Below are 26235 nucleotides of genomic sequence, written 5' to 3' on the forward strand. Positions count from 1 at the left end.
GCTACGTTAACAATACAAAGGCAACAACGAAAAGCTAAGCGGCATTAGTGCCTTCTTCTTGTTAGTAGTGAAAGGAGTGTGATGACCAAATATCGCCTTATTGAACCGAAAAATCGCTCTAATAATTACAAATCCGTCATCTTTGATGATGCTAATTCACTGTAAGAAAAACCTCTACGGCGTTGATTGAGGTGATGCGCTTAACTCGGCTATAATATCACGAAAGTTTTTTTCAAACTAACGAAATTTATTATTTTCATAAATTAATATATATCTAAATAACAATAACTTACAAGCATTTTATTGGCCATGACGCTTTGGTTACGTTTTTTTGTTTACTATTGCCCATAGTTTGGCATCACCCTACTTAATACTGGTATCAGAAATACTAAACATTAACCATAAGAATATCGGGATTAAATTAAGACGATAGTCTTATAATGCTGACAAAAAAAACCCTCCTTATCATCAGCTGATAAGGAGGGTTTCTTGTTTAAGACACTATTAATGTCTTACTACACTTTGCATTATAGGAAGATAATCTTGAACAACAATATAGCAGTCAAAATCCAGACAGCGATACTGATATCTGCAAACTTGCCTGCAATTGCTTTTACAGCTGTAAAGGTAATAAAACCAAGTGCGATACCGTCAGCGATAGAGTATGTAAGCGGTGTGAATAGCAATACCACGACCACTGGTGCCGCTTCTGTTAAGTCGCTCCAGTTAATGTCCTTTAGGGTACCCATCATAAGTACGGCTACATAAAAGATAGCGCCAGCCGTTGCATAAGCTGGAATCATACCTGCTAGTGGCGAGAAGAAGATACTGAACAGGAATAACACACCTACCGTAACAGCCATCAAGCCTGTACGGCCACCTGAGGCGATACCAGAGATACTCTCAATATAACTGGTCGTCGATGAAGTACCCAGTAAAGAACCTGCTACTGTCGCTGTTGAATCAGCAAGTAGTGCTTTGCCCATGTTCGGGATATTGCCATCTTTGTCCGTTAGTTTTGCTTGGCTAGTGGTGGCAATCAAAGTGCCAGCAGTATCAAATAAATCGACAAATAAGAAGGCAAAGATCACACTGATCATGCCCACATCAAATGCACCAGCAATATCTAACTGCATAAGCGTCGGTGCAATAGAAGGCGGTGAAGAGATGATACCTGTGAACTGTGTATAGCCCATTAATAAGCTAATCAGTGCAACCAATAAAATACCAATGGTTACCGCACCTGGGACTCTTTTATAAGACAGGCCAATGATAACAACAAAACCTAGTGAAGCCATGACAGGACCAAACGATGTCATGTCACCAAGGCCAACTAAGGTTGCATCATGATTGACGATGATGCCTGCGCTTTGCAATGCGATAAACGCCAAGAACGCACCAATACCAGCGACTACGCCATTTTTGAGAGACGTTGGAATGGCATTAATGATTGCTTCACGAATCTTAAATAGACTCAATAGTACGAAGATACAACCAGACAAGAACACCGCACCTAGCGCTGTCTGCCATGCGTAGCCCATACCAAGCACCACACCATAGGTAAAGAAGGCATTAAGACCCATACCTGGTGCAAGCGCAACTGGTAGTCGGGCGTAGATACCCATGATGAAACAACCTACTGCTGCTGCTATACAGGTCGCTACAAATACGGCCCCTTTATCCATACCCGCATCGGCTAAGACGTTAGGGTTGACAAAGATAATATAAGCCATCGTCAAGAACGTGGTTATACCAGCGATGATTTCTGTTTTGATCGTGGTATTTTCACCATTAATCCCAAAATAGCGTTCAATTGCATTCATAAGTGTCGCCCCCGACTGGATAATAAAAAGTCATCATTACCTAAAATTAAACATGACCTCAGCGAAAAAATAACGATGCCACAATAAGAATAATGTAGTAACAAAGCGTAACATATTAGACCAGTTATCTTACAAACTCAATCGTTGATAATATCTATCTCGTACAAAATAGGATTTTGAGAGACTTCAAGACTATTGGCCAAAAAAGCCACATGAAAAGTTATATATAGTCATGTTGCCCTACGCTATTCGAAAAACTACTTTCTATTCGTCATTAAGGTAATATTCGGTTTGAGTCATTAGTTTTAGGTAATAAGTATTTGCTCGGTCATTATTCATGTTATCCAACTAACTATTGAATGAATCAATAGCAGCCCAACCAAATAGTCGTTTAACACATTAATAATGACCTTTCTCTCATTTAGAAGTAAACTAGGGGGTTATTATACCGATACCTAAATCGCGATACTTACTGTTGCAGCATTTTTCTAAGCACAGTTACAAATTTTTAGTGAAGAAACGTGCTGCGTATTAAATAATAAAAAGTAAATAGTGTTTGTTTAGGGGTTGTCTGGTTCGGATACCACTATTCCAGCCAGCTGTTATCAATTATTCGTGAGTCCATTACATGCCTGAATCATTAAATATTGTCGATCTTATTACCCAAGCCAGTCTATTGGTGCAGATTGTGATGGCACTATTGTTATTAGCTTCTTTGCTCAGCTGGGTTATTATCTTTCGCATGAGTGCTCGACTTGGTACAGCCAAAAACTTTGATCAACAGTTTGAGACTTGGTTTTGGTCAGGCGAAGACTTAGCCAAGCTATACCAAGGCATTCAGGGTTCTCCTGATCGTCAAGGACTTGAGCAGATTTTTTATGTGGGATTTTCAGAATACCTAAGAATGCATAAAAAGCGTCAACCTAAAGACGACATTATCGATGGTGTTGAACGCAAGCTACGCGTCGGCTTAGGTCGTCAGCAACAATTGCTAGAGTCAGGACTGACGACGCTAGCCAGCATTGGCTCCGTTGCTCCGTACATCGGATTGTTCGGTACAGTGTGGGGCATCATGAATGCCTTTTTGGGACTGTCTCAAACTGAGCAAGCTACCCTCGCCTCGGTAGCGCCCGGTATCGCGGAAGCACTGATTGCCACAGCTATGGGTTTGTTTGCCGCTATCCCTGCGGTATTGGCATACAACCACTTCACAGCAAAATCGAGCCGACTATATGACTCGCGCGCCTTATTTTGTGATGAGATGACAGGCATGCTACAGCGTGAGACCAGCGTACAAGCACCTATTAGCAAAGAAACCCAAGTTAATGCAGGTCAGGTGACAGGGCTATGAAACCAAACCCCTACGGCCGTGAAAAAAAAGCCCTTAATGCAGAAATGAACGTCGTACCTTACATTGACGTCATGCTGGTGCTACTGGTGATATTTATGGTGACAGCACCGATGCTGATTACAGGTGTCGATGTTGATTTGCCAAAAGAGCAAACCAATACTATGAGTCAAAGCCAGTTACCTGTGATTGTCTCGTTGACTGATAAAGGTGATATTTTTATAAGTTATGAAAGTAATGTCGACGTGCCTGTAAGTGAGCCTGAGCTGATTAATACATTATCTAACCTGCAGTCTCAGAGCGATAATAGTAATGCTGATCCAGTACAGGTGATGATCAATGCCGACCAAAACAATCAGTACGGTGCCATCATGACGCTCATGGCAACTTTGCAACAAGCAGGTATCGAAAAGGTGGGTTTACTGACTGGCGCACCACTACCCACGCCTTCTTTATAGTGATAAGCGTCCCTTAGTAAATGTCTTATATCATAATAGCCAATCCTAGTAATCCATCTGACAAATCACGTTCATGAGTATCCTTACCATGCATAATGCTCCTGCCGTCTATGTACCTACCGAACCAGAAAGCAACGGGCTAACACTGCCGACGTTGCTAAGCTTACTGGCGCATGGCCTTATCATCGGCATACTGGTTTACAACTATCAAACCATTGAGGTCGAGACTGCTGGTAGTATTGAGACGGTCATGGTATCTCCTGAGCAACTTGCTGAAATGCAAGGACAAATACTGGCCAACCGTGCAGCAGCCAGCGCAATGCAGATGAATAGTAGCACTAGCGACTCGTCTAGTAGTGCCCAGCCAGAAATATCTGGTAGTAGCGTAAGTGCGCAAAATCAAAGTCAGTCAAGCTCTCAGCGCGTGCCTGTATTTACACGATCTGAGGAACCCGCTGGTCAACCCATACTGATGAGCGAAGACCATCAACAACGTTTGCTTGAGCAAAATCAAGAATATGAGCGAAAAATGGCTGAGTGGGCAGCACAATTAGACGAGTCAGCCATGGAAGAGCTTGACCAAGTCGATCAAAGCAAACGCGATCAGCTTATAGAAGAACAAAAAAGACTGGGAGAGTTTCGTCAGAAGCAAAACAATCCACCAAAGATAAAACGTCCCACTGCTAGCGATCGCAATATTGAGATTGATACTGCCGGCTCTGGCAATGCAGGAAAAACCTTTAGCCTGTCAGATGGGCAGTCTACTATGTCTGATGATACGTCAACCTCTAGTACGTCCAAGGGTAGTAGTCGTTCTGCATCCAGTGGCAGTCGCGGTGCTAGCAACAGCGAAATCATCAATTTAATCAAGCGCAACTATACGCCGCCTACCGCCGCGCGAGGTTCTACTCAACGCGCCACCTTGACCATCACTGTCAATGCAAATGGCGATGTGATCAATGTGACCGCCTCTGGACCTGATAGCACGGTCAACGAAGCGGCAAGACAAGCGGTACTCAATACTGGCAGTCTCCCAATTGATGCTGATGACCCTAAATACCCGACTTTCACCATACAGTTTAAAGGCAGCAATTAATCAGTTGCTAGGTCCTTATAATATTGGTAACGTGACGTTAAGCGGCTTGTATCGCATAGGTTGCTGCCTCATCTAGATGCTTGTCTCATTAAATAAAAAATGAATATCATACTAATTTTAGGAGCTCCATTTACTCATGCGTACCCACAAAAAACTACTAGTATCGTTACTCGCCAGTACCTCAGCATTGCTTATATCGCAAAGCGTGCTCGCTGCACCTGTTGTACTAGAATTGGACTATGAGATTCCGGTTCAGCAAAACCAAGTTGCGTTTGTATCGTTTGCGGGTGACTCGGTTTTGTCGCCGATTGTATTAAATGACTTGAGTAAAACCGAGCTAAAAGTAACCAATCAAGATCTACCACAGCAGCCGCACAGTAGTAAAGAGCTGACAGGTACATTACCTGTTTGGCAAAGCATGGGTATACCGTATCTGGTCGTCGGCAGTACACGTACCAATCGTGGCAAAATAATCACCGATTATGAAGTCATCGATGTCAAATCTGGTCGTGTGATAGAAGGCAAGCAAAGCCTAACTGCTGACAACAATAGAGAAAGTATGCGTTATGCCGGTCATGTCATCGCAGATAAAGTATACGAGCTGATTACTGGTATTCCAGGAGACTTCTCAGGACGCATTGCTTATATTGAAGAAACAGGAACTGGCAAGCAAAAGATCTCTCGTCTCAAGGTGATGGATGCTGATGGCGAAAATGCTAGAACCATTACTGAAGTGGCGGGCTCTATCTTCTCACCAGCATGGTCACCTGATGGCAACCGTATCGCCTACTCGGTACAACGTGAAAAATCGTATCCTGTTATCTACGTGCAAAACGTCAGTGGCGGCGGCGCAACTACTCTGACGCCTTTTTCAGGTAGCAACCTAAGCCCTTCGTTCTCTCCTGATGGCAGCAAGATATTATTCTCTAGCAGCTTTGAGGGTAGTGCTGATATCTATGAGATGAGCGCTAGCGGTGGTACACCTAGAAGGCTCACCAATTTACCAAGTAGTGAAGTGCAACCAAGCTATGCACCAGACGGCAAATCTTTTGTGTTTGTCAGTGATAAGACTGGCTTTAACAAGCCGCAAGTATATCGCTACGAGTTTGCCACAGGACAAACAACTAAAGTGTCAAACGGTGGTTATGCAACCAGCCCGCAGTTTAGCAGTGACGGTACACAAATTGCCTTTTTGAGTGGACGCTCAGCAGCTATTATGAATAGTAATGGCGCGATCACTACCAATCTTGGCAATACGGGTATCGACGAAGCACCCAGCTTCTCACCAAACGGTAAACGCGTGGTCTACGCATCGACCCAAGGCGGCAAAGGCGTACTGACCATCAAATCTCTTAATGGTGGCGAAGCGTTTGGTAAGTCAGGACAAGGCGTTATTCGCTCCCCCGTATGGTCATCAAGCCCAAAATAACTGGTCGTCCACCAAAGTAGCAATTTTGGTTATAGTGGAATAAATATCAAGCAAACAAAATTGAAATGCCCCAATCATAGTCGTTATGGTTGGGGCTTTTTTTGATTAAAAAATAGTAGTAGAAATGATGATAAATCTTAGTACTTATATATTCTAAATGGTCAGCACCCCTCGCCTTTGATCTACTTTCCAATGTTACCTAACCCTCCCTATTTCGTAACAAACCTGTAAACGCGCTAGTACCAAAAAAAACATTGCAATGACTTGTATTTTACCTATACCCTAAATAGACCTGACTAATTGGTCAGGTTGTTCAAATATTAGCCAACATATATTAGTTATTTTTATTAATTATCTTACAGACGGATGCGTATCCCTATTGTTTACATCGATAAAAAATATATCAAAGATTGAGGCAGAACTTTGATCTCATGATTTACCATATTGTCTGATATCTACAGTTCAGCGGGTGCTAAGCAGTTATTTTAGGAGGAAACCACCATGAGTGAAAACGTTCCAGCGAATACCGATTTACTGTATAGACTGCATGACCGTCCTACCCCCATTAAAGCATTTTTAGGTGCTATACAGCACGTACTTGCAGCGTTTGTAGGTATCATCACACCCTCTCTTATCATAGGTGGCACATTAGGTTTAGGAGAGCATATCCCCTACCTTCTCAGTATGTCATTGATAGTATCTGGCGTCGCAACCTTTATTCAGACTCGTAAAGTAGGCCCTATTGGGTCTGGCCTCATGGCATTACAAGGCACCAGCTTTGGATTTTTGGCAGCGGTACTGACGGCAGGATTTGTGGTAAAAAACCGCGGCGGTGGTCCAGAAGAGATTTTATCCGTTATTTTTGGTGTTTCATTTCTCGGTGCATTTGTTGAGATATTTTTGGGTCAATTTATTACCAAACTCAAATCTTTTATGAGCCCTATTGTTACAGGCTGCGTGATTGTCACGATTGGTTTGTCATTAACCAGAGTAGGTCTGACTGACCTAGCAGGTGGGTTTGGTGCTGAAGACTTTGGTAGTATTCCGAACTTACTCTTGGGCGGTGGTGTGCTGGCAAGTGTCGTACTGATTAGCATCATCAATAATAAAGTCATTCGCTCAAGCGCCATCTTTATCGGTTTGATGCTTGGCCTTGTCGCTGCTGTTTTTATGGGACGTATCGATTTTTCATTGGTTTCTGAAGCGGCCTTTTTTACGGTGCCGATCCCTTTTAAGTATGGCTTTGGTTTTGATTGGCAGGCTTTTATTCCTATTGCCTTTATGTACATCATTACCAGTATCGAGACCTCAGGCGATTTGACGGCTACCTCAATGATATCGGGTGAACCGATCAAAGGCCCTCTCTATGAGAAGCGCATCAAGGGCGGCGTATTAGGAGATGGTGTTAACTCTCTGATTGCGGCGGTATTCAATACCTTCCCTGTGACAACCTTTAGCCAAAACAACGGTGTGATCCAAATGACGGGTATTGCCAGTCGCTACGTGGGTTTCTATGTTGGCGGCCTCTTATGCCTGATGGGGCTATTCCCTGTCCTTGGTGCTATTTTTACGCAGTTACCAAAGCCTGTCGTTGGCGGCGTCACGCTACTGATGTTTGCGACGGTAGCGACTGCTGGTATTCGTATCTTATCTACCGTGCAATTTACGCACCGTAATGTCTTAATCATTGCCACCTCACTGGGTCTGGCAACGGGTATCGCCTTTGTCCCTGACGTACTGTCACAAACGCCGCAGTTCTTTCAGAATATCTTTGGCTCAGCGGTAACGATGGCAGGGATTGTGGCTATCACCCTTGATATGATTTTACCCAAAAACTATGGCATCGAGTTTGATACCAAAGCACAGCATGCTAAAGACGGTTTAGAACCAACGCAAGAAGTAGCGTAAGGCTAAGCGTAAGCTAGGGTTAAATATATCGAAGTGTTTCGCCGTAAACGAGGTGCACAGAAAAATAGAAACAATCTGTGCACTTCGCTGATTAAGCACCTGACTTATTAAATAGGAACCTTGTCAAATAGCTATCTTGTTATCATTCAAGGCCACAGCCTTTTAAAATAAAGGGCACCAGAAAGTCTGCCGCACGCGCTTCATCTGCTGCGTCATATGATGTCTTATCCATCAATCCAACGATTTCAATCTCAAATTCAGCATAACGTTGGGTAGTCGCCCAAATCAAAATCAGTAGTTGGAGAGGATCAGTAATCCCAATTTTGCCTTGCTTGTGCCACTCTTTCATTACCTGTGCTTTATCGTGTACCCACTCCTTCATCGTAGTGGACATAAATTCATGCAAATGCGGTGCGCCGCCGATAACTTCAATCGCAAACAATTTATGGCGACTTGGATTGACAAAGGCTTGATGTAGCTTGGTACGGACGAATTTTTCGATGACTGTTTTTGGGTCGCTATCTACTGTCATGGTTACCAAACCTTCGTTCCATTCTTGAATGATCGAGCGTAGCACTGCCATGTAGAGGTTTTTTTTGTTTTTAAAGTAGTAGTGAACATTGGCTTTAGGTAAGCCTGCTCTATCGGCAATGCCCTGCATCGTAGCGCCACGATAGCTTTGGAGCACAAACTCTTCTTCAGCTGCCGCTAAGATAAGCGCTTGGTTCTGTGCGCGAATGGCTTGTTGGCTACGGTGCGAGGGCGTATCAGTCACTGAGGTTTCTTCCTTTTGATTGTTTTGAGTCATAGCAGTGGTATCTCACTTTAAGAGACAGGTTCGACAAGATAGTCGCTATATTTCGCTGTGTATTCTTATATAAATACATAGATTTGAGCAGCATAACCTGTTAAATAAAAATATTTCGCATAAAACAGTTGACCAATTAGTCAGGTTTTAGCAAAATGGGAACTGTAAATCAGTTACGCCGTCATTAATTGTCTATTACCAGACGTTTTGGACGGCTAAAATATCAGTGTTTCCTTAGCAAATCTGTTTCATATTGTCAGTTCACTATAGCTTGAAGTTATGCAAAGCGTATATAAGCGCCAAAGCTCTGACTACGAACACATAGATTATCAGCTTTTGATGTTAAGCAAATTAGTAGCGACTAGCTTAATCAAAGCATCCATAAAGCTGAAGCAACCGCTACTTATCAAAATTACTGCTTGTACCTATAAGTTTATGCAAATAATCATAAGGTATAAACCTCTATCAAACATTTATCGCCCGATACAGATAACGGGCTACCCTATTAGAAAAGGATGTCATCGTGAGCTTAACCTTAGCGCAATTCAACGATCTATCACAAGAAGTTGCCATCGCTCAGCTATTGACTTGCTGCACCAGTAAAAGTTGGGCTTATAAACTTGCAGATGCCCGCCCTTTTGCAGACGTTGACACACTGCTAACAAGTAGCGACGCTATCTGGAACAAAGTACAAAATGATGAGGCTAACTTATTAGAAGCGTTTGATGGACATCCGCAAATCGGTAACGTGGCATCTCTAAAAGAAAAGTACCGCAACACACAAAGTAACGCCGCCCATGAACAATCAGGCGCTAACGATGCAGCCGATCAGGTGCTCGAAGCACTTGCCAGAGGCAATCGAGACTATCTGGATAAATTTGGTTTTATTTTTATTGTCTTTGCGACCGGTAAAAGCGCGCAGCAAATGCTGGATCTGCTATTAGCGCGCCTGCCTAATGATCGTGCTACTGAACTAGCTAACGCAGCCGCTGAACAAAACAAAATTACGCGTCTACGTTTAAACAAACTACTAGACAATGCTTAGACAGGCAAATAGTAGTCGCAGAGTTAGACTAGCATTTTCACCCGATTTATATTTCTCACAAATTTAAAGGAAGCATCATGTCTGCCACCCTATCCTCACATATCTTAGACACTCATCTTGGCAAACCTGCGGCTGATGTCGCTGTCACCTTACACCGCATACGAGACAACGGTGCCGCCACATTACTAGCGCATGGTACAACCAATAGTGATGGCCGTGTCACACCAGACGCTTGGCAGTTTGATACAGCCATCGATAGCACAGAGCGTCAGCTAAATATTGGACGCTATACCGTAACGTTCGATACTCAGTCTTATTTTGATGCTCAGCAGCTGACAGCATTTTACCCGCAAGTGGTTATCGACTTTGTAGTAAACGATGCCAGTCATTATCACGTGCCGCTTCTGCTTAGTGCGCACGGTTATAGCACTTATCGCGGATCGTAGCTTTGGTGCTGTTTAGCTCTCTGCTTTGTTATTAGTGTTCAAGAAATACTATCAAAAGAAATTACCAAGACATTTTATTAAGACACTGTCATATTAAAGGACATTTATTACATGGGCGCCTATCTTCTCGAATGGTTGAGTTTATTTTTCCGCTGGTTTCATGTTATCGCTGGGGTAGCATGGATTGGTGCATCGTTTTATTTTGTGTGGCTAGATCTAAGCCTACGCAAACCGCCACAGTGGAAAACAGACAAAGGCATTTCGGGTGATCTTTGGGCCGTCCATGGCGGCGGGTTTTATGAAATTGCCAAATACAAACTCGAACCAGAGGAGATGCCAAAGACGCTACATTGGTTTAAATGGGAAGCTTATACCACTTGGCTGACGGGTGCGGCGATGATGTCTATCGTCTATTATGCCAATGCAACTGCCTACCTAATTGACCCAAGCAAAGTGCCTTTTACCAGTATCGGTGCCATTGCCACCAGCTTGCTTTTCTTATTTGGTAGTTACTTCATTTATGAAGTGATCGTACGCAGTCATTTGGGTAAAAACGCGTTTATCTTTAGTACCTTGATTTTTATCTTGCTGGTCATCGCGAGCTGGGGTTCTTACCAGCTGTTCAGTGATCGCGCCTCATTTATTCATATCGGTGCTATCTTGGGCACGGTGATGGTAGGTAACGTATTCTTCGGTATTATGCCGGCTCAGCGTGCACTCGTTGACTGTGTGCGGCGCGGCGAAAAGCCTGGTAAAGAAGTGGCTGAATTGGCATTACAAGCCAAAAATCGCTCACTGATGAATAACTATTTTACCCTACCGCTGATTTTTACCATGATTAGCAACCATTACCCAATGATGTATGCTCATGAGAAAGGTTGGTTGGTATTGGTCTTCGTCGGTATCATTACCGCGACTGCGCGTCATTACTTTAACCAAAAGCATTTGGGTCATAAAAAACCTCGTTACTTGGTTATTCCAGCCGTATTAACCGTATTATTAATTATTTGGATGCGACCTGAGCCTATTGAGCCAGCACCTGCAATGCCTGCTACTGCCTCAGTAGCACCTACGACAACTGATAGCACCCCCATAGCTACAAACACGACTACTGACTCAAGCACTGATACCGTTGCTAATGCTACTAACAGTGCTAATAACCGTATTAGCACTGATGCAGCTACTGCTGAAGCCGTACCCGTGAGCGCATCAGCAGATGACGCCATGATGGATGTCGTACATACGCGCTGTAGCACCTGTCATGCGATGCAGCCAACACAACAAGGCTTTGCCGCGCCGCCAGCAGGAATCATTTTGCAAACACCAGAAGACTTAAAAATTCATAAAGCGAAAATCGTCACTGCGGTACAGACTGGCTATATGCCGCTTGGTAATATCACTCAGCTAACTGATACCGAGCGCCAACAGCTCGTGGCCTATGCATCATCACTTTAATTTGTGATAAAAAATAACTGTCCTTTACGAGCAGTATTCAAATAAATATTTAAGGCTCTAAGCGATATAGGAATATAGATAATGAGCAAAAAAATTACCAGTGACTTTGATATCAGTACGTATCCCCGCGACCTAAAAGGCTATGCTGGCAATCCACCGAAAGCGAACTGGCCAGGCAGCGCAAAAATCGCCGTACAGTTTGTATTAAATATCGAAGAAGGTGCAGAAAATAGCGTCATCCATGGCGATGGTCAATCAGAGCGTTTTTTGTCTGATATTTTGGGCACACCAGAATTTAACAACCGTCACCAGTCTATTGAATCTGCATTCGAATACGGTAGCCGTGTTGGCGTGTGGCGTGTATTAGATGTCTTTAAAGATTATGGTATTCCTATCACCACGTTTACCTGTGCCGCCGCTGCTGAAAAGACCCCGCATATTATCGAGCGTGTATTAGAAGACGGTCATGAGATTGCCAGTCATGGTCTACGCTGGATTACCTATCAAGACATGTACCGTGAGACGGAACGCGAACACATTCGCTGTGCCACCCAGATATTTAAACGTATGCTAGGCGGCCAACCTCTCGGCTGGTATACAGGACGTGATAGTCCAAATACTCGTGAACTGGTTGCCGAGCAAGGCGGCTATACCTATGACTCTGACTCGTACGGTGATGAGTTGCCATATTGGCTCAATGTAAAAGTCCAAGACGGCAATGTCATCACGCGTAAGCCGCATTTGGTCATACCTTATAGCCTCGAGACCAATGACATGCGTTTTTCTTCTAGCCCAGGATTCACCCATGCTGAACCATTTTATCAGTATCTCAAAGACAGCTTTGACACCTTATACGAAGAAGGTGCACATACCCCTAAAATGCTGACCATTGGCTTGCATTGCCGCATTATTGGACGTGCAGGACGCATCAAAGCGTTAAAGCAATTTTTGCAATATATCACCAGTAAGCCTGACGTATGGATATGCCGCCGTGATGACATCGCTAAACACTGGTACGAAAACCATCCTGCTACGTCAGACAACACTGCCAACTGGATGTAAGCTTAGGCTATCGTTCTAGTACTCGTTCTACTTGGCTAAGCGAGTGCGAATTATCATAGATTAATATATAAAATAAGCCATACGTTATTAACAAACACCATTATTAAAAAAGGAATCATTGTGAGTCAAAACACTTCAGAAGTTGGACAAATTATCTCTGCAAATAATCTACCTGATACCCTGCCAGCGTTTACCAAAAAATCAAACGTCGCTGACAGTCGCTTGGGTGCAAAATCACTATTCGCCACCGACGATTTCTTTGCGGATAAAAGCCGTATTCTAAGTCCTGATGCGCCTATATTTGTCGTGGGTAAGTTCGATGACAACGGTAAGTGGATGGATGGATGGGAAACTCGTCGTAAACGCCATTTGGGTTACGACTATTTAGTTATCCAGCTTGCTCGCCCAACCAAAATTTCTGGTTTAGATATTGATACCAGTCACTTTACGGGTAATTTTCCATCTTCCGCCAGTGTCGATGCCTTATACGCGCCCGAGCTGCTACAGCAAGATGAAGCTGAACTTACTAGTCTAAGCAAAGAAGACTGGGACAATAAAAACTGGCAGGCGCTAGTGGGTATGACCCCATTACAAGGTCACAATCATGAGCTTATCGAGATTGATCATGAGCAAACGGTGACCCATATTCGTTTGAATATTTATCCAGATGGCGGCGTTGCCCGACTACGTGTCTATGGTGATATTCAACTTGATGCGAGCCTAAATACACAAGATGAGACGCTTGACTTGGCGGGCGCATTAAATGGTGGTCGCGCCATTGCCAGTAACGATGCGCACTTTGGTGCTGCTAGTAATTTACTGCTACCAACTAAAGCGCCTAACATGGGTGATGGTTGGGAGACTCGTCGTCGCCGTGAGCCAGGCAATGACTGGTGCATCATCGCGCTAGGCCAAGCAGGTATCGTTGATTCTATCGAGATAGATACTGCTCATTTTAAAGGCAATTATCCTGATAAAGTCTCGATTCAAGCCGTCTACTCACCAAATACACCAGAGCAAACCTTAGTGACTCAAAGCATGTTTTGGGATACCTTGCTTGAACCACAAAAAACCAGTGCTGACGACGTTCATCACTTTGGCAAAGACAAGCTTCAAATTGATACACCCATTACTCATATTCGGGTCAACATCTTCCCAGATGGTGGCATTAGCCGTGTTCGCGTGTATGGCAAAATTGCTGAGGCTAATATTGATACTGGTACTGATGTTGATAGTAAAGAGGCAAAATAATGAGTGTCACTCTGACAGCCAAGCCTTTGACTAAGGCAAACTTTGCCCCCTATGGTTCAGTCATCGAGCGCTATGAAGCCTGTGAGCAAAATGCTGACAATACTTATGAAATCAATAATGGCTATGCGGTTCGCCATCATGCACTTGCCGAAAGTAAACTAGACGGTGGCTCAGTTGGTATGAGTATCTTTCGGGCCAAGAAACGTGAGAACCCGATTGCACTCTCAGTCATGGAATACCATCCGCTTGGAACACAGGCGTTTGTATCTATGGAAGGCCAAGATTATATTGTCGTCGTCGCCCAAGCTGGTAACCCTCCACAGTCGCCTGATGACTTAGTGGTGTTTTATGCAAAATCTCACCAAGGTGTACAGTACGACGTTAATGTCTGGCATCACCCTCTACTCGCGCTTGGTCGTGACAGTGATTTCTTAGTTATTGATCGTATCAATGGCGAGGGTAATAACTGTTATGAGATTGATATCACGGATTGGCATGTGTTTATTGAGTTAGAAGATGAATGCAACTAAGCTGTCATTAAGCACAAATCAATTTGATAAAAGCCCTGTTTATGTTAAACATAAATAGGGCTTTTTCTTTATTCATATTTTTCGCTAATTTATTAAGCAGTAGATTTACGATAGCGACTCACGCCGGCGATGACTGTCTGATCAATTACTCTATCATCGCCTAGCATCATTAGCACAAACAACTGCTCTTCCAGTGTTTTGGTCTGCGCCATACGTCGCTCAAGCAATTCCGTTGCACCCATATCGATGACCACAAAATCCGCTTCTTTGTTTGGCATAAAGTTACCGATTTTATTGTCCAATAATAGCGACTGGGCATTACCCAACGTAATTTGGTACAGCCCTTGATGAGCGGATAGTTGATTGCTTTGTAGTTGTTGGATTTTATACGCTTCTGACAGAGTCGTCAGCATCGACAGACTTGTGCCTGCTCCAACATCAGTGGCGATACTGACACCGGTATAACTTAACGTCTTGGGTAAATCGAATAGTCCACTACCCAAAAACAGGTTGGACGTCGGACAGTGTGATATCTGCGTACCAGTATCGCGTAAGCGTTCATACTCAGATATTTCAAGGTGAATACTATGTGCCAAAGTCGTACGTCGACCTAGCAATCCCATATCATCATAGACATCGAGATAGCCTTTATGATTGGGATACAGTTGTTTCACAAAGGCAATCTCATCATGATTTTCTGCTAGATGCGTCTGCAGATAAACACTCTCGTAACTGGCATACAGCTCACCTGCCATTTGTAGTTGCTTGGGTGTCGAAGTAATAGCAAATCGCGGGGTAATCGCCACATGCTGCCGACCACGCTCATGCCAGTTATCAATGATATTTTGGGTATCTCGAATGCCCTGCTCAGTAGGTACACACAAATTATCAGGCGCATTTTGATCCATCAATACATTGCCTGTGATCATGCGGGTGTTGAGCTTGTGACTTTCCGTAAAAAATGCGTTCACTGATTCAGGGTGACTGGTAGAAAATACCATGGCACTCGTTGTACCATTGGCTAGCAACTGATTTAAAAAGAACTGCGCCGTATCATGCGCTACTTTTGGATCGCCAAAATTGGCCTCAGTGACGAAAGTATAATTGTTAAGCCAGTCAAGTAATTGCTCACCATAAGCAGCAATCATATCTATTTGCGGATAATGTACATGAGTATCGATAAAACCTGGCATGATCAATTTATCGCGATAGTCATGCACCTTGACTGCTAGCCTACCCTCTTCATTTGCATACTTTGACAGTATAGTTTCACTACGACCATACTCTACAATGCACCCTATCATATCATCTACGACAAGCGCACCATCGGCGATATATTCAGGATAAACCTGTACACCTTCAATCACTGGTAGCAACGTAATGTCTCGTTCCACAGCTAATGTCTGTGAATGATCAGAGGTTGTACGCTCAGTACGATCGCTTTCGGTCAAGTAGTGCAGCAGTCGAGCTTGATAAATATGTAGGGTCATTCGTAGATCTCACAATGGCTTGGTAGTCCTGAGCGTTTTAATGATTTAATAACAAGTATAAAAGTTATATGAAGGGAACCGTTCAAGAAATAGCTTGATGATACTGTTGTAGGAGCTGTGCCACGATAGAAACCGCCACCGCCATCGGCTCTTTTCCGCCAATTTTCAATCCAATTGGCATAACCAACTGATTGACCAGTTGCTCACTGTAGCCACGCTGCATCAAACGATCTCTAAAACGCTTGGCTTTGGTTGCCGAGGCAATGCAACCTATGTAAGGTGTCAAAGTATCTGAGCATTTATCACGTGATGCACTCATGTCAGAAATAGTATCTAATGCCGCCCGTACTAACTCAAAATCAACACTATGATCATGAGTCATAACCAGAATAAAACGCTGACCACCCTGCTCGATAAATGGGCGTACAAAATCTACAGGCTCATCATCGATATGCGGACGGATATGCGCTGGTAAGTTATAAAGTGTGGATTGATTAGTAGTAGATTCATCAACTAAGTAACGCTTAAACATCTCTGGGCGACTGTCCACCCAATCTACCTGACAAGGTAGCTCAGCGAGAATGGTCATTAGCGCTGATGCCACATGCCCTGCACCAAACACTAGTACTGACATCGGCGGCGTTACGTTGAAGCATTCAAACATAACGGTGACGCTACCGCCGCAACACTGTGCCAACTTTGCACCTAGCGGGTAGTGCTTGGTGTAGACAGCATCACGGCGCACTGCTTTAGAAGGTATTAACGTGCTTTCACCGTCAGTTTCAGCGACTTTTGGTTTTACTTCTTTTGTTACCGTTGCCGCTATTTCACCATTCAATAGCTGCCGTGCCGTATTGACAACGTCGTGCTCTAGACCGCCGCCGCCTAGCGTATCCACGATACTATCTTGCGTGACAATCATTTTTGCCTGTAGCGCTCGAGGAGCAGATCCATTCACAGCCACGACCGTCGCCAACACGTGAGCAATGCCTTGCTGCTGATATCGCGCTAGACCTTCATACCAAACGACTGGCGGTGCTAACGACTCATTCACTGTGCGCAGGACCTCTTGCCCCTGCTACATTTGGATGCTCTATCGCGTTAGGCTGGTCATCGGTTTGTTTACCTTCGACTTCTTTTGGATCGATGTCTTTAGCATGACGTACGTCTTGCGGCATTGCTTTTTCGTTGTAAAGGTCATTGTTCTCTTCTGCGCCTTTTACTAAACTATCAATCGTGTCTGTATCTGCTTTAGTTGTTAAATCCCACGACGTGCCTTGCATGCGCATCACTGCTTTTAGTACAGCTTCTGGCGTCGCAGGCATGGTCAGCTCTGGATTCTTTCTGTAATCGCCAAGGCTCGCGACCGCATTATTAAGGGCACACCAAACACTGGCTGCCAACATAAACGGCGGCTCGCCAACGGCTTTAGAGTTATAAATCGTTTGTTCTTCGTTTTTGCGATCGTACAATTTGACATTCCACTGCTTAGGTAAGTCATGCGCGGTTGGAATTTTATAATTGGCAGGACTATCAGATGCGAGCTTACCTTTATCATTCCAGATCAGCTCTTCTGCCGTGAGCCAACCCATACCTTGCACAAAACCCCCTTCAATCTGACCAATGTCAATGGCAGGGTTGATCGATTGTCCTGCATCATGCAGCACATCACAGCGTAGTACTTTGTACTCGCCCGTCAAGATATCAATCTCAACCTCAGCACAAGCTGCACCCAAGGCAAAGTAGAAGAACGGACGTCCCCATGCTTTAGAGCGATCATAAAATATCTTAGGCGTTTTATAGTAGCCAGTAGACGACAAGCTGATACGGTTCTGGTACGACAGTTGAATCATTTCGGCAAAAGTCAGTGTTTCTTTATCGCCAATATAGACATGATTCTTTTCAAAACGTATGTCTTCTTGCGCTACGTCGAAATGCTCAGCGGCAAATTCAAGTATGCGAGCTTTAATGCTTAGACAAGCGTTCTGTGCTGCCTTACCATTAATATCGGTACCTGATGACGCAGCTGTTGGTGATGTATTAGGCACTTTATCCGTACGTGTCGCTGACACCTTAACCGTGTCCAGATCAACATCAAATTCATTTGCAACAATTTGGGCGATTTTAATATACAGCCCTTGCCCCATCTCCGTACCACCGTGATTGAGGTGGATACTGCCATCGGTATAAATATGTACCAATGCGCCTGCCTGATTAAGCGTTTGCACCGTAAATGAAATACCGAACTTTACTGGCGTTAAAGCAAGACCCAAACGTTTGTCACTGCCTTCAGCGGCAGCTTTTTGATTGGCTTCTAGGATTTGCTGACGGCGGTTGTCATAATCGCAATCGTCTGCCAACTTGGTCATGATGGTCGCTAAATCAAAATGCTCAATGGTCTGACCGTAATGGGTACTTTGACCATCTTGATATAAGTTTGCTAGACGTACTTGCAGCGGATCCTGCCCCAACGTATAGGCAATATGATCCATCATATATTCAGCAGTCATCAGACCTTGCGGACCACCAAATCCTCGATAGGCAGTATTGGATACCGTATGTGTCTTGCAGCGATGCCCTGCCACATGAGCAGTTGGATAGTAATAGGCATTATCACAATGGAACATCGCTCTATCGACGATGGCATCAGACAAATCTGGCGCATAGCCACACAAGCCAGCCAATTGCATATCGACGCCCAATATACGCCCAGACTCGTCTAAACCGACTTCGTAACGATTGGCAAACTCATGACGCTTACCCGTCACCACCATGTCATCTTGACGATCTAGACGCATACTGACTGGAACGTTATGACGTTTGGCAATGATACCGCACAGACATGCCCATGCAGCGGCTTGCGTTTCTTTACCGCCAAACCCGCCACCCATACGGCGCACGACTGTGTTTACCGCATGAAATGGCAAGTCCGTTACTTCGGCGACCAACTGCTGTACTTCGCTTGGATGCTGTGACGACGTATACACTTCTAGCCCGCCATCGTCACAAGGCACGACATAAGACACTTGGCCTTCGAGATAAAAGTGCTCTTGCCCGCGCATATGAATATGACCTTCAATGCGAATCGGTGCGTTCTCAAGTGCAGTCGCCGCGTCACCACGCTTCATAAAATGACTCGGACGCACAAACAACTCTTGCTCTAACGCTTTATCAATACTAAGTACTGTTGGCAATGGCTCATACTCTACCACTGCCTTGGTAGCCGCTTTTTTGGCAGCGCGATGACTGCTCGCTACTACTACAAATAACGTCTGACCCACATACTCTGTGATGTCATCCACCATCAGTGGCTCACCGTCGAACACCGCACCGATATCCGTCTGCGCAGGCAAATCTTTAAAACTTAAGACATCTACCACCCCATCCGCATCTCTAACAGTGCTCAAATCCATACTCAGTACACGTGCATGAGCGTGGCTGCTTTTACCTACTGCCAGATGTAGCGTGCCTTGCGGTTTTGCAATATCATCCACATAAGTCGCCGTCCCCATGACATGGCTAATCGCACTATCATGTTTAGCCGAGGTGCCAATTTTGTTTTTTGGCGGACGCACGCGGCGGATACTATAACTGTCAAATAAGGACGAATGGTGGCTCATGGCGGATCTCTTTTATTAGGACGCTTTGATTAATGCTCTTTTATTCTTGGCAAATATAACGATAAGGCGGTATTAGCAAACAACAACTCTGCTAATTAAGCAGTCTCAGTCTGTCTACCTGCTACCAATTGCTTACCGCACTTCACCAGTAGACGCTGTACCACATGTGAGCGATATTCACGGCTGGCTCTGACATCGGTCATAGGCGTAACGTCTGCAGACAAGACTTGTGCTGCTTGCTCAAAACTCGCAACTTCAGCCGCTTGCCCAACGAGCGCTTGCTGACAGGTTGTAGCTAATAACGGTATGGCAGCCATGCCACCAAGCCCAAGCTTTGCATTCTCGATAATTGCACCATCTGCTGACACATCAAGCCGCGCCGCAAGCAAGCACGCTGAGATATCATCTTCGTAGCGTTTGCTAATTTTATGAATAAATAAGTGCTGATGATCTTGCATCAAAGGAATATGAATAGCGACAATATAGCTGCCTGCTTGCAGTTTGGTCTTTTTATAATCTAAGAAAAATTCTGATAGAGGTATGATCTCATCCGTATAAGACGAGCTACTTGACCCTTCACGATTAGGCGTGCAATGACGCAGATGAATTGATGCATCTAATGCCAATAGAATCGGTGGTAAATCACCAATCGGCGAAGCGTTAGCGATATTGCCGCCGATGGTGCCCATATTACGAATTTGCGGAGAGGCAATACGCTCAAATACTTGCGCAAAGCTTGGAAAATACTGCTCAAGCACAGGCAACATCTGCTGATAGCTCATGCCAGCGCCCAGTACTAGTTTTTGGCTAGGAGCTTGCTCGTTATCTGACCCTTCATTGCTTGAGTCAGACTTTGTGTCAAGTAATGACCATGACTTTAACGCCTCGACAGCTGAAAGCTGGATAATGACCTCGTGATCAACCAAATGCTGGGTTACACTCAATCCCAAATCCGTACCGCCTGCCCAAATCGTAGCCTGCGGATAGGCCGCTAATACTTGATTAAGCTCATCTAGTGACTTGGGCATATATAACTGTCGCCCAGCATCACTGAGTGCAGCTGCAATATCATTCGACTCTGCATTTTTTAATTTGTCTTTAGCTGGCACATGTTCAGAGACTATCGACTCTTTTGTACTTGCCATAGCATCTGTTGCGAGACTGATCGTCAAGTCTTTCACCGCTGACTGCTCCGCCTCTCTCTGCTGACCGATATCGCTCATCAGTAGACCAGCTTCGATAATTGGCCTGTACCCTGTGCAGCGGCATAGGTTGCCAGATATTGATGCAACCACTTCATCATAGCTCAGCTGCTGCTTGGCATCGCTTTGACTTGCTATCTCTTGATTTGTCTGCATACGATTGTTTTCGTAAACGCAAGCAAGCGACATTACAAACCCAGGCGTACAAAAACCGCACTGTGATCCGTGACATTCAACCATCGCTTGCTGCGCCGGATGCAGTAGAGCACGTTGTGGGTGATGTTCTGGATTGTCAGCCAAATAAGAAGCCGTCATCAGATGATGACCATCCATGAGCGACACTAGCGTAATGCAGGAGTTGACTGTATAGAACGGTGGCGTCACATTTTTTTCGTCGCCATTTTCATCATTAAGCGCTGGCTGGCTAGCGTTAGGCAGGCGCTGAACCATTACGGTACAGGCACCGCAATCACCACTACCACAGCCTTCCTTCGTATCCGTTTGGCCTTCATGCAATCGTAGATACTCAAGCACCGTCGTATTAGGGTTAATCTGGGTTAGCTCGTGGCGTTTCCCATTTAAGTAAAAACTAATCATAGCAAGACTCGGCTAAAATAAAATAATGAAGATAAGCATAAGGCTTAAGGAGTTTGACGGCTTAAATGCTGAACGTAAGCATTTGGTTTACATCATGCTGCAACCGCTCAAGTACGGTTATTCTGTTTTATTCGCTGATACATTCTTAAGAGATAAAAAAATCAGGACATCGTGCTTTTTAATATCAGGTAAGCTGGTTGCAAATATCAGCATTCATCGAACAAATTTGTTAGAAAACTCGTACTATAGGATACTTGACTATTTGGTCAGCTTTCAACATATTATCACTATTCTTATTTATAACACAACCCGTTAAAATGCCTATAGATACTATCAAACAGTTGGCGAATAATTGGTGAATAATTTAAATCTAAGTAAATACCTATACGTTTTGTAGATTTTATCCGTTACTCAGCCACTCAAAATCAGACACTGTTTTTATAAATATTTCTAATTTTATACATGACAAATCAAATGAGGCGTTAGATAAGCCATACTATAAACAGCGAGATAGCCTGCGTAAAAACAGTACCGAATACATATATCGCCTTTAAACTGCTATCAGCAGCTGATTTTTATATATAATGTCTGCAAATAAGCCTGACTCTTCACTGTTGTGACTTCTAATGATAAGTAATCGTGACATATCGTTGGGCTAAAATCGTTTTTGAGATATTACTATGAAGTCATTTGCCTTTACCTATTTGCTAATAGCAACGATGCTGTTAGGAGGTTGTCAATCATTTCAATTCGTTGACAGTCCTATCCCCGTGAAGCCCGCCCCTACTAAGCTTGTTGCTCAATAAAAGCCTAGCGCTTGATCGCACTTATCGCTCAATAAAAATTGGCACAAAAAAAGCAGACATCAATAATGTCTGCTTTTTTATTCGATCGCTCTGTCGGTTCTAGCTGTTTTTATAGCTTAGCATCAGCTGGTTGATGCTTAATAATCGTTTTGGCAAGATGATCACCAAACCAAATAGCAGTATCAATATCTCCTGAACCTGGCGTCTCTTCAGGTGGACCATCAAGCGACTGAGTCATTAGACCCAAAAAGCTAGAAAGACGGTTTAAGTCGTGAGCCTCATGACCTGTCGGCATCAATGGCAGACCAATCCAGTTCATACCATGCTGCATCGCATATAGAGAAATCTGCTGCAATACAGCAAGTTTATCACCGCTCAGTCCACCCGAATTGGCAAACGCTGCTGCCCATTTACCTTCCCATTTACGATGATACCAACGCTTGGATGTCTCATCCATAAAGGTCTTAAACTCAGCCGTCACGCTACCCATATACACTGCGCTGCCAAAAACCAGCAAATCTGCCTGATCTAAATAATCCCAATCAACATCATAAACATCGACAGCTTTGGCTTGCGCTTCTGGCAATTGCTGATGCGCACCTTGTACTATCGCCTCAGCGACACGCTTGGTATGCCCATAATTACTATGGAAGATAACAGCGATTGAGACATTAGGCGCGTTATCAGTAGATGTAGAGGTGTTAGACGATTTAGCAGGTGTATTCATACGTACTCTAATAATAAATAATTGGTTGAATATAAACTTACAAAATATTGGATACTTAGCCACAATCGATAGTTAGTGGCCTCACTTTCACAATAAATGCTTATCGATAGCTCAAGCTCTTAAGCTTTCAGGCGATACAATAGAATCGAGCCGAGCAACGTTTCTTTGAGTCAATTTAACTGGTAAAAACATCAATAATGATAGAGCAATCGCATAGTCTTTAACTGCACTGTCTTTAATTACATAGTCTCTATACGTCAGCGTATACATACCAGTATATATGCGACGACCTTCATTGAATTCAAGCCCATTGTATCAGACGTATTTTTGTTTTTAAGTTATTTATTAAAGTCTGACTAATCAGAGCACATATACTTTTAATATATTTTATATAAAAGGGTAAGTCACATTGACTATCGATATAGTAAAAGCCACTCTGTGATAACTGATAAACCTATAATTATTAGCACTATAGATAACTATTAATATAAGGTCATATAAACAGCAGCCTATTTATTCCATATAGTCATATATTAATTCTATTTTTTCTAATCTCTCCGTATTTACATTAATGACAATAGGATTATGATGTACCGCTTCTTACTGCTTAACCAAATCAATCGAATTAACAGAAATACAGTTTCCAATTCTGCAAACCTGCGTAACTATACTCATATAAATTCTTATAAAAATGATATCTGATAACATCATCGGATAAGGAAGCTATTACCTTGACTACTCTCGTTCAACCTGTAAACGACACGAAAGATCCTATCGTCAGAGATGATCTGGCCTTAAATGCACCACAAAAACCCTTAATTATGGGAGGTGGCATCGTAGGATTGATGGTGCTTGCGTATCTATTAGCCACTCAACATATCTCTCAATCATTGCTACTTGGCATAGGTCTTTTGTTAGGCTATACCCTTTTTCATGCCCGCTTTGGCTTTACCTCTGCCTTTAGACGTATGATGGCAGTGGGCAACGGTCAGGCGATGCGCTCACACATGCTAATGTTGGCAGTTGCTGTTACGCTATTTGCGCCAATCCTTGCTTATGGCACGACGCTATTTGGCGGTCCTGTCGCAGGTTATGTCGCGCCATTAGGGGTCAGTCTAGTCGTAGGCGCATTTGTATTTGGTATCGGCATGCAACTTGGCGGCGGCTGTGCCTCTGGTACGCTCTATGCGGTAGGCGGTGGACGCTCTGTTATGTTCATCACCTTTATTTTCTTCATAGTGGGCGCCACGATTGGGGCTTATCACTTGCCATTCTGGACAGAAGAGATGCCTGCTTATGCACCTTTCTCTTTGGCAACCTCTACAGGTCTTGGTTATACAGGTGCATGGCTGGTGTCGCTGGCCATATTTGGCATTATCGCATGGGTGACGTTAGTCGTTGAGAAAAAAAGAAACGCACCAAAGATGGCACCCGTGCCTTCTGAGTCTGGTTGGAAACGAATTTTTCGTGGTTCTTGGCCGCTATTTGCTGCTGCAATCGTCTTAGCTTTACTTAATGGTCTGACATTACTCACACGTGGTCAACCGTGGGGCATTACGTCAGCATTCACATTGTGGGGCTCTAAAATTGCAAGCGGCTTTGGTATGGATGTGGCTAGTTGGGGCTATTGGCAAGGGGCTAATGCAGCGGCGCTTGAAGCTTCTATCTTTGCAGATTCGACCACTGTATTAAATATCGGCATTATCATTGGCGCGTTTATCGCTTCTGCTGCGGGTGGTTTGTTCAAATTCACTAAGATTACTACTGGTAACTTTGCAGCATCGGTCATTGGCGGATTGATGATGGGGTACGGTGCACGTCTCGCGTTCGGTTGTAATATTGGCGCTTACTTTGGTGGTATCGCTTCTTTTAGCTTACATGGCTATATCTGGGGCATACTGGCAATGGCAGGTACGTTTTTGGCACTGTATTTACGTCCTCTATTTGGCTTATCAGTACCAAAATCTAGCGACTCTGTTTGTTAATACAGATTTTGTACCAATACAGACCTTGTATTAATACAAATGTAGCATTCAAATAAAAAACAGCAGAATAATCTGCTGTTTTTTTATTGTTTATCACTTTGTTTCTACTATTCATTATTATATAGTCAAAGAAATCTAAAACAGCTACAAGGCAGCCGACCGTAGATTGTACATATAGTACATCTAGGGAGGGTAACACCGTAGCGGTTTAGTAGTTCGCTGACTATAAAGCTGCTAACGACGAACGATGACCAGTGCCATCCGACCCGTTGCAGGTTGCTGCATATGAGTCTGACGGCGATACGAGTAATAGTGAGTATCAGCGTAACTACAGTCAACAGGTAAGTCATTCATGACTGTAGCACCAGCAGCTTCTAACTGCATGGCAGCAAGCTTCGGTAAATCCAACTTTATCTTGTCATCATAAGACGATATAGAAAATAGCGACACAAAGTTATCGATATGTGCCTGTGATAACGTCTGGTTAGCTATACACCCAGATAATAGTTTATCGCGAACGTCTGTATTTACTTCATAGTTTTCCTGACTGATACAAACGCCTATCCAAGCTTGTATAGGGCCTGAATCGGTAAAGCGATTAACAGTTTCTTGTATCACACCGCAGGCCAATCCTTGCCAGCCTGCATGAATCGCTGCGATTTTGCCACTGGTAGGTTGATATAACACGATAGGCACACAATCTGCCGTCATGATTGCCAGACCGCGACCATTTTGTTGACTGACCATCGCATCAGCAGACAGTGGCGCCATATTCAGTGTAGTAGCATCGACATCATGAATATGTTTACCATGAACCTGACTGACCCAATGTAAGCGATTAATAGCCTCATGCTGCTCATTTTGTGCAGACTTATCTGTCAGTTGCTCATTGATAGCAGCCAATAGACTCATGCGGTTATCTAATACTTGTAGTGCATTATCATTGACATGCAGACCTAGATTTAGCTCGCCATAATTTGACTGACCCTCATACCCTGTACGCTGGTTTTTAGCAGCAGAATCATCAATATCATCATACACAAAAGCAGCCGTCTGAAAAACAGCCACATCATCAATTTGCGCAATCATTGTCATCGGGAACGTGTTCGTCATGGCTGCTCGCTCTCACCTCTCATCTAGTAAACGTTA

General features: G+C 43.8%; 20 protein-coding genes. 12 read left to right on the forward strand and 8 right to left on the reverse strand.

Annotated elements, in window-relative coordinates; translation table 11 throughout:
* Positions 1–527: 527 nt before the first annotated feature.
* Positions 528–1823 (reverse strand): NCS2 family permease, encoded by a 1296-nt coding sequence (locus tag JMY00_RS09145; protein ID WP_101204806.1) that lies wholly within the window; start codon positions 1821–1823, stop codon positions 528–530.
* A 628-nt stretch (positions 1824–2451) separates the two neighbouring features.
* Between JMY00_RS09145 and tolQ the strand changes: the two genes are divergently transcribed.
* The 5 genes from tolQ to JMY00_RS09170 all read left to right on the forward strand — a co-directional run bounded on the left by tolQ (position 2452) and on the right by JMY00_RS09170 (position 8062).
* Entirely contained in the window at positions 2452–3174 is a 723-nt protein-coding gene (gene tolQ, locus JMY00_RS09150) for a protein TolQ (RefSeq protein ID WP_057759620.1), read from the forward strand.
* Positions 3171–3629, forward strand: a complete 459-nt coding sequence (gene tolR, locus JMY00_RS09155) for a protein TolR (protein WP_179797319.1) — start codon at positions 3171–3173, stop codon at positions 3627–3629. The genes tolQ and tolR overlap by 4 nt, the downstream gene beginning before the upstream one ends.
* A gap of 73 nt (positions 3630–3702) precedes the next feature.
* On the forward strand, positions 3703–4725 hold the full coding sequence (locus tag JMY00_RS09160) for a cell envelope integrity protein TolA (protein ID WP_240990713.1): 1023 nt from the start codon (positions 3703–3705) through the stop codon (positions 4723–4725).
* Positions 4726–4861: 136 nt separating this feature from the next.
* On the forward strand, positions 4862–6154 hold the full coding sequence (locus tag JMY00_RS09165; RefSeq protein ID WP_201579944.1) for a PD40 domain-containing protein: 1293 nt from the start codon (positions 4862–4864) through the stop codon (positions 6152–6154).
* 501 nt (positions 6155–6655) lie between these two features.
* On the forward strand, positions 6656–8062 hold the full coding sequence (locus JMY00_RS09170; RefSeq protein ID WP_201579945.1) for a nucleobase:cation symporter-2 family protein: 1407 nt from the start codon (positions 6656–6658) through the stop codon (positions 8060–8062).
* A gap of 142 nt (positions 8063–8204) precedes the next feature.
* Here the strand turns inward: JMY00_RS09170 and JMY00_RS09175 are convergent, their stop codons facing one another.
* Positions 8205–8870: a TetR family transcriptional regulator C-terminal domain-containing protein gene (locus JMY00_RS09175; protein WP_201579946.1), complete on the reverse strand. Its 666-nt coding sequence runs from the start codon at positions 8868–8870 to the stop codon at positions 8205–8207.
* Positions 8871–9393: 523 nt separating this feature from the next.
* Here JMY00_RS09175 and uraD point away from each other — a divergent pair.
* The 6 genes from uraD (at position 9394) to JMY00_RS09205 (ending at position 14659) form a co-directional block, all read left to right on the forward strand.
* The gene (gene uraD / locus JMY00_RS09180; RefSeq protein ID WP_201579947.1) at positions 9394–9915 is read left to right on the forward strand and encodes a 2-oxo-4-hydroxy-4-carboxy-5-ureidoimidazoline decarboxylase; all 522 of its coding nucleotides are present in this window, start codon (positions 9394–9396) and stop codon (positions 9913–9915) included.
* A gap of 77 nt (positions 9916–9992) precedes the next feature.
* On the forward strand, positions 9993–10361 hold the full coding sequence (uraH, locus tag JMY00_RS09185) for a hydroxyisourate hydrolase (RefSeq protein ID WP_201579948.1): 369 nt from the start codon (positions 9993–9995) through the stop codon (positions 10359–10361).
* A 111-nt stretch (positions 10362–10472) separates the two neighbouring features.
* The gene (locus JMY00_RS09190) at positions 10473–11816 is read left to right on the forward strand and encodes a urate hydroxylase PuuD (RefSeq protein WP_201579949.1); all 1344 of its coding nucleotides are present in this window, start codon (positions 10473–10475) and stop codon (positions 11814–11816) included.
* Between the two features lie 81 nt (positions 11817–11897).
* Complete coding sequence (gene puuE / locus JMY00_RS09195; protein ID WP_201579950.1) at positions 11898–12878, forward strand: allantoinase PuuE; 981 nt, start codon at positions 11898–11900, stop codon at positions 12876–12878.
* Between the two features lie 153 nt (positions 12879–13031).
* Positions 13032–14129 (forward strand): allantoicase, encoded by a 1098-nt coding sequence (gene alc / locus JMY00_RS09200; RefSeq protein WP_240990716.1) that lies wholly within the window; start codon positions 13032–13034, stop codon positions 14127–14129.
* Positions 14129–14659 carry an ureidoglycolate lyase gene (locus JMY00_RS09205; protein ID WP_201579952.1) on the forward strand — a complete coding sequence of 177 codons (531 nt, stop codon included), beginning with the start codon at positions 14129–14131 and terminating at the stop codon, positions 14657–14659. Before alc ends, JMY00_RS09205 begins: the two co-directional genes overlap by 1 nt.
* Before the next feature lie 92 nt (positions 14660–14751).
* Here JMY00_RS09205 and guaD read toward each other — a convergent pair whose 3' ends face one another.
* From guaD to JMY00_RS09230, 5 genes are all read right to left on the reverse strand, one after another.
* Positions 14752–16149 (reverse strand): guanine deaminase, encoded by a 1398-nt coding sequence (gene guaD / locus JMY00_RS09210; RefSeq protein WP_201579953.1) that lies wholly within the window; start codon positions 16147–16149, stop codon positions 14752–14754.
* Positions 16150–16231: 82 nt separating this feature from the next.
* A complete protein-coding gene (locus JMY00_RS09215; RefSeq protein ID WP_201579954.1) occupies positions 16232–17203 on the reverse strand; it encodes an XdhC family protein in 972 nt (323 codons plus the stop codon).
* Positions 17196–19769 carry a xanthine dehydrogenase molybdopterin binding subunit gene (gene xdhB, locus JMY00_RS09220; protein ID WP_201579955.1) on the reverse strand — a complete coding sequence of 858 codons (2574 nt, stop codon included), beginning with the start codon at positions 19767–19769 and terminating at the stop codon, positions 17196–17198. Before xdhB ends, JMY00_RS09215 begins: the two co-directional genes overlap by 8 nt.
* A 95-nt stretch (positions 19770–19864) precedes the next feature.
* Positions 19865–21568, reverse strand: coding sequence for an FAD binding domain-containing protein (locus tag JMY00_RS09225; protein ID WP_201579956.1), 1704 nt, complete (start codon positions 21566–21568; stop codon positions 19865–19867).
* 915 nt (positions 21569–22483) lie between these two features.
* A complete protein-coding gene (locus tag JMY00_RS09230) occupies positions 22484–23101 on the reverse strand; it encodes a flavodoxin family protein (RefSeq protein WP_102092149.1) in 618 nt (205 codons plus the stop codon).
* Positions 23102–23832: 731 nt separating this feature from the next.
* On the opposite strand from JMY00_RS09230, the gene JMY00_RS09235 reads away from it, so the two are divergent.
* On the forward strand, positions 23833–25086 hold the full coding sequence (locus tag JMY00_RS09235; RefSeq protein WP_101204789.1) for a YeeE/YedE family protein: 1254 nt from the start codon (positions 23833–23835) through the stop codon (positions 25084–25086).
* Positions 25087–25320: 234 nt separating this feature from the next.
* On the opposite strand, the gene JMY00_RS09240 is transcribed toward JMY00_RS09235, so the two are convergent.
* Positions 25321–26199 (reverse strand): polyphenol oxidase family protein, encoded by an 879-nt coding sequence (locus tag JMY00_RS09240; RefSeq protein ID WP_101204787.1) that lies wholly within the window; start codon positions 26197–26199, stop codon positions 25321–25323.
* Positions 26200–26235: the final 36 nt, after the last annotated feature.

Source organism: Psychrobacter sp. Pi2-52, from assembly GCF_904846705.1.
GTDB lineage: Bacteria > Pseudomonadota > Gammaproteobacteria > Pseudomonadales > Moraxellaceae > Psychrobacter.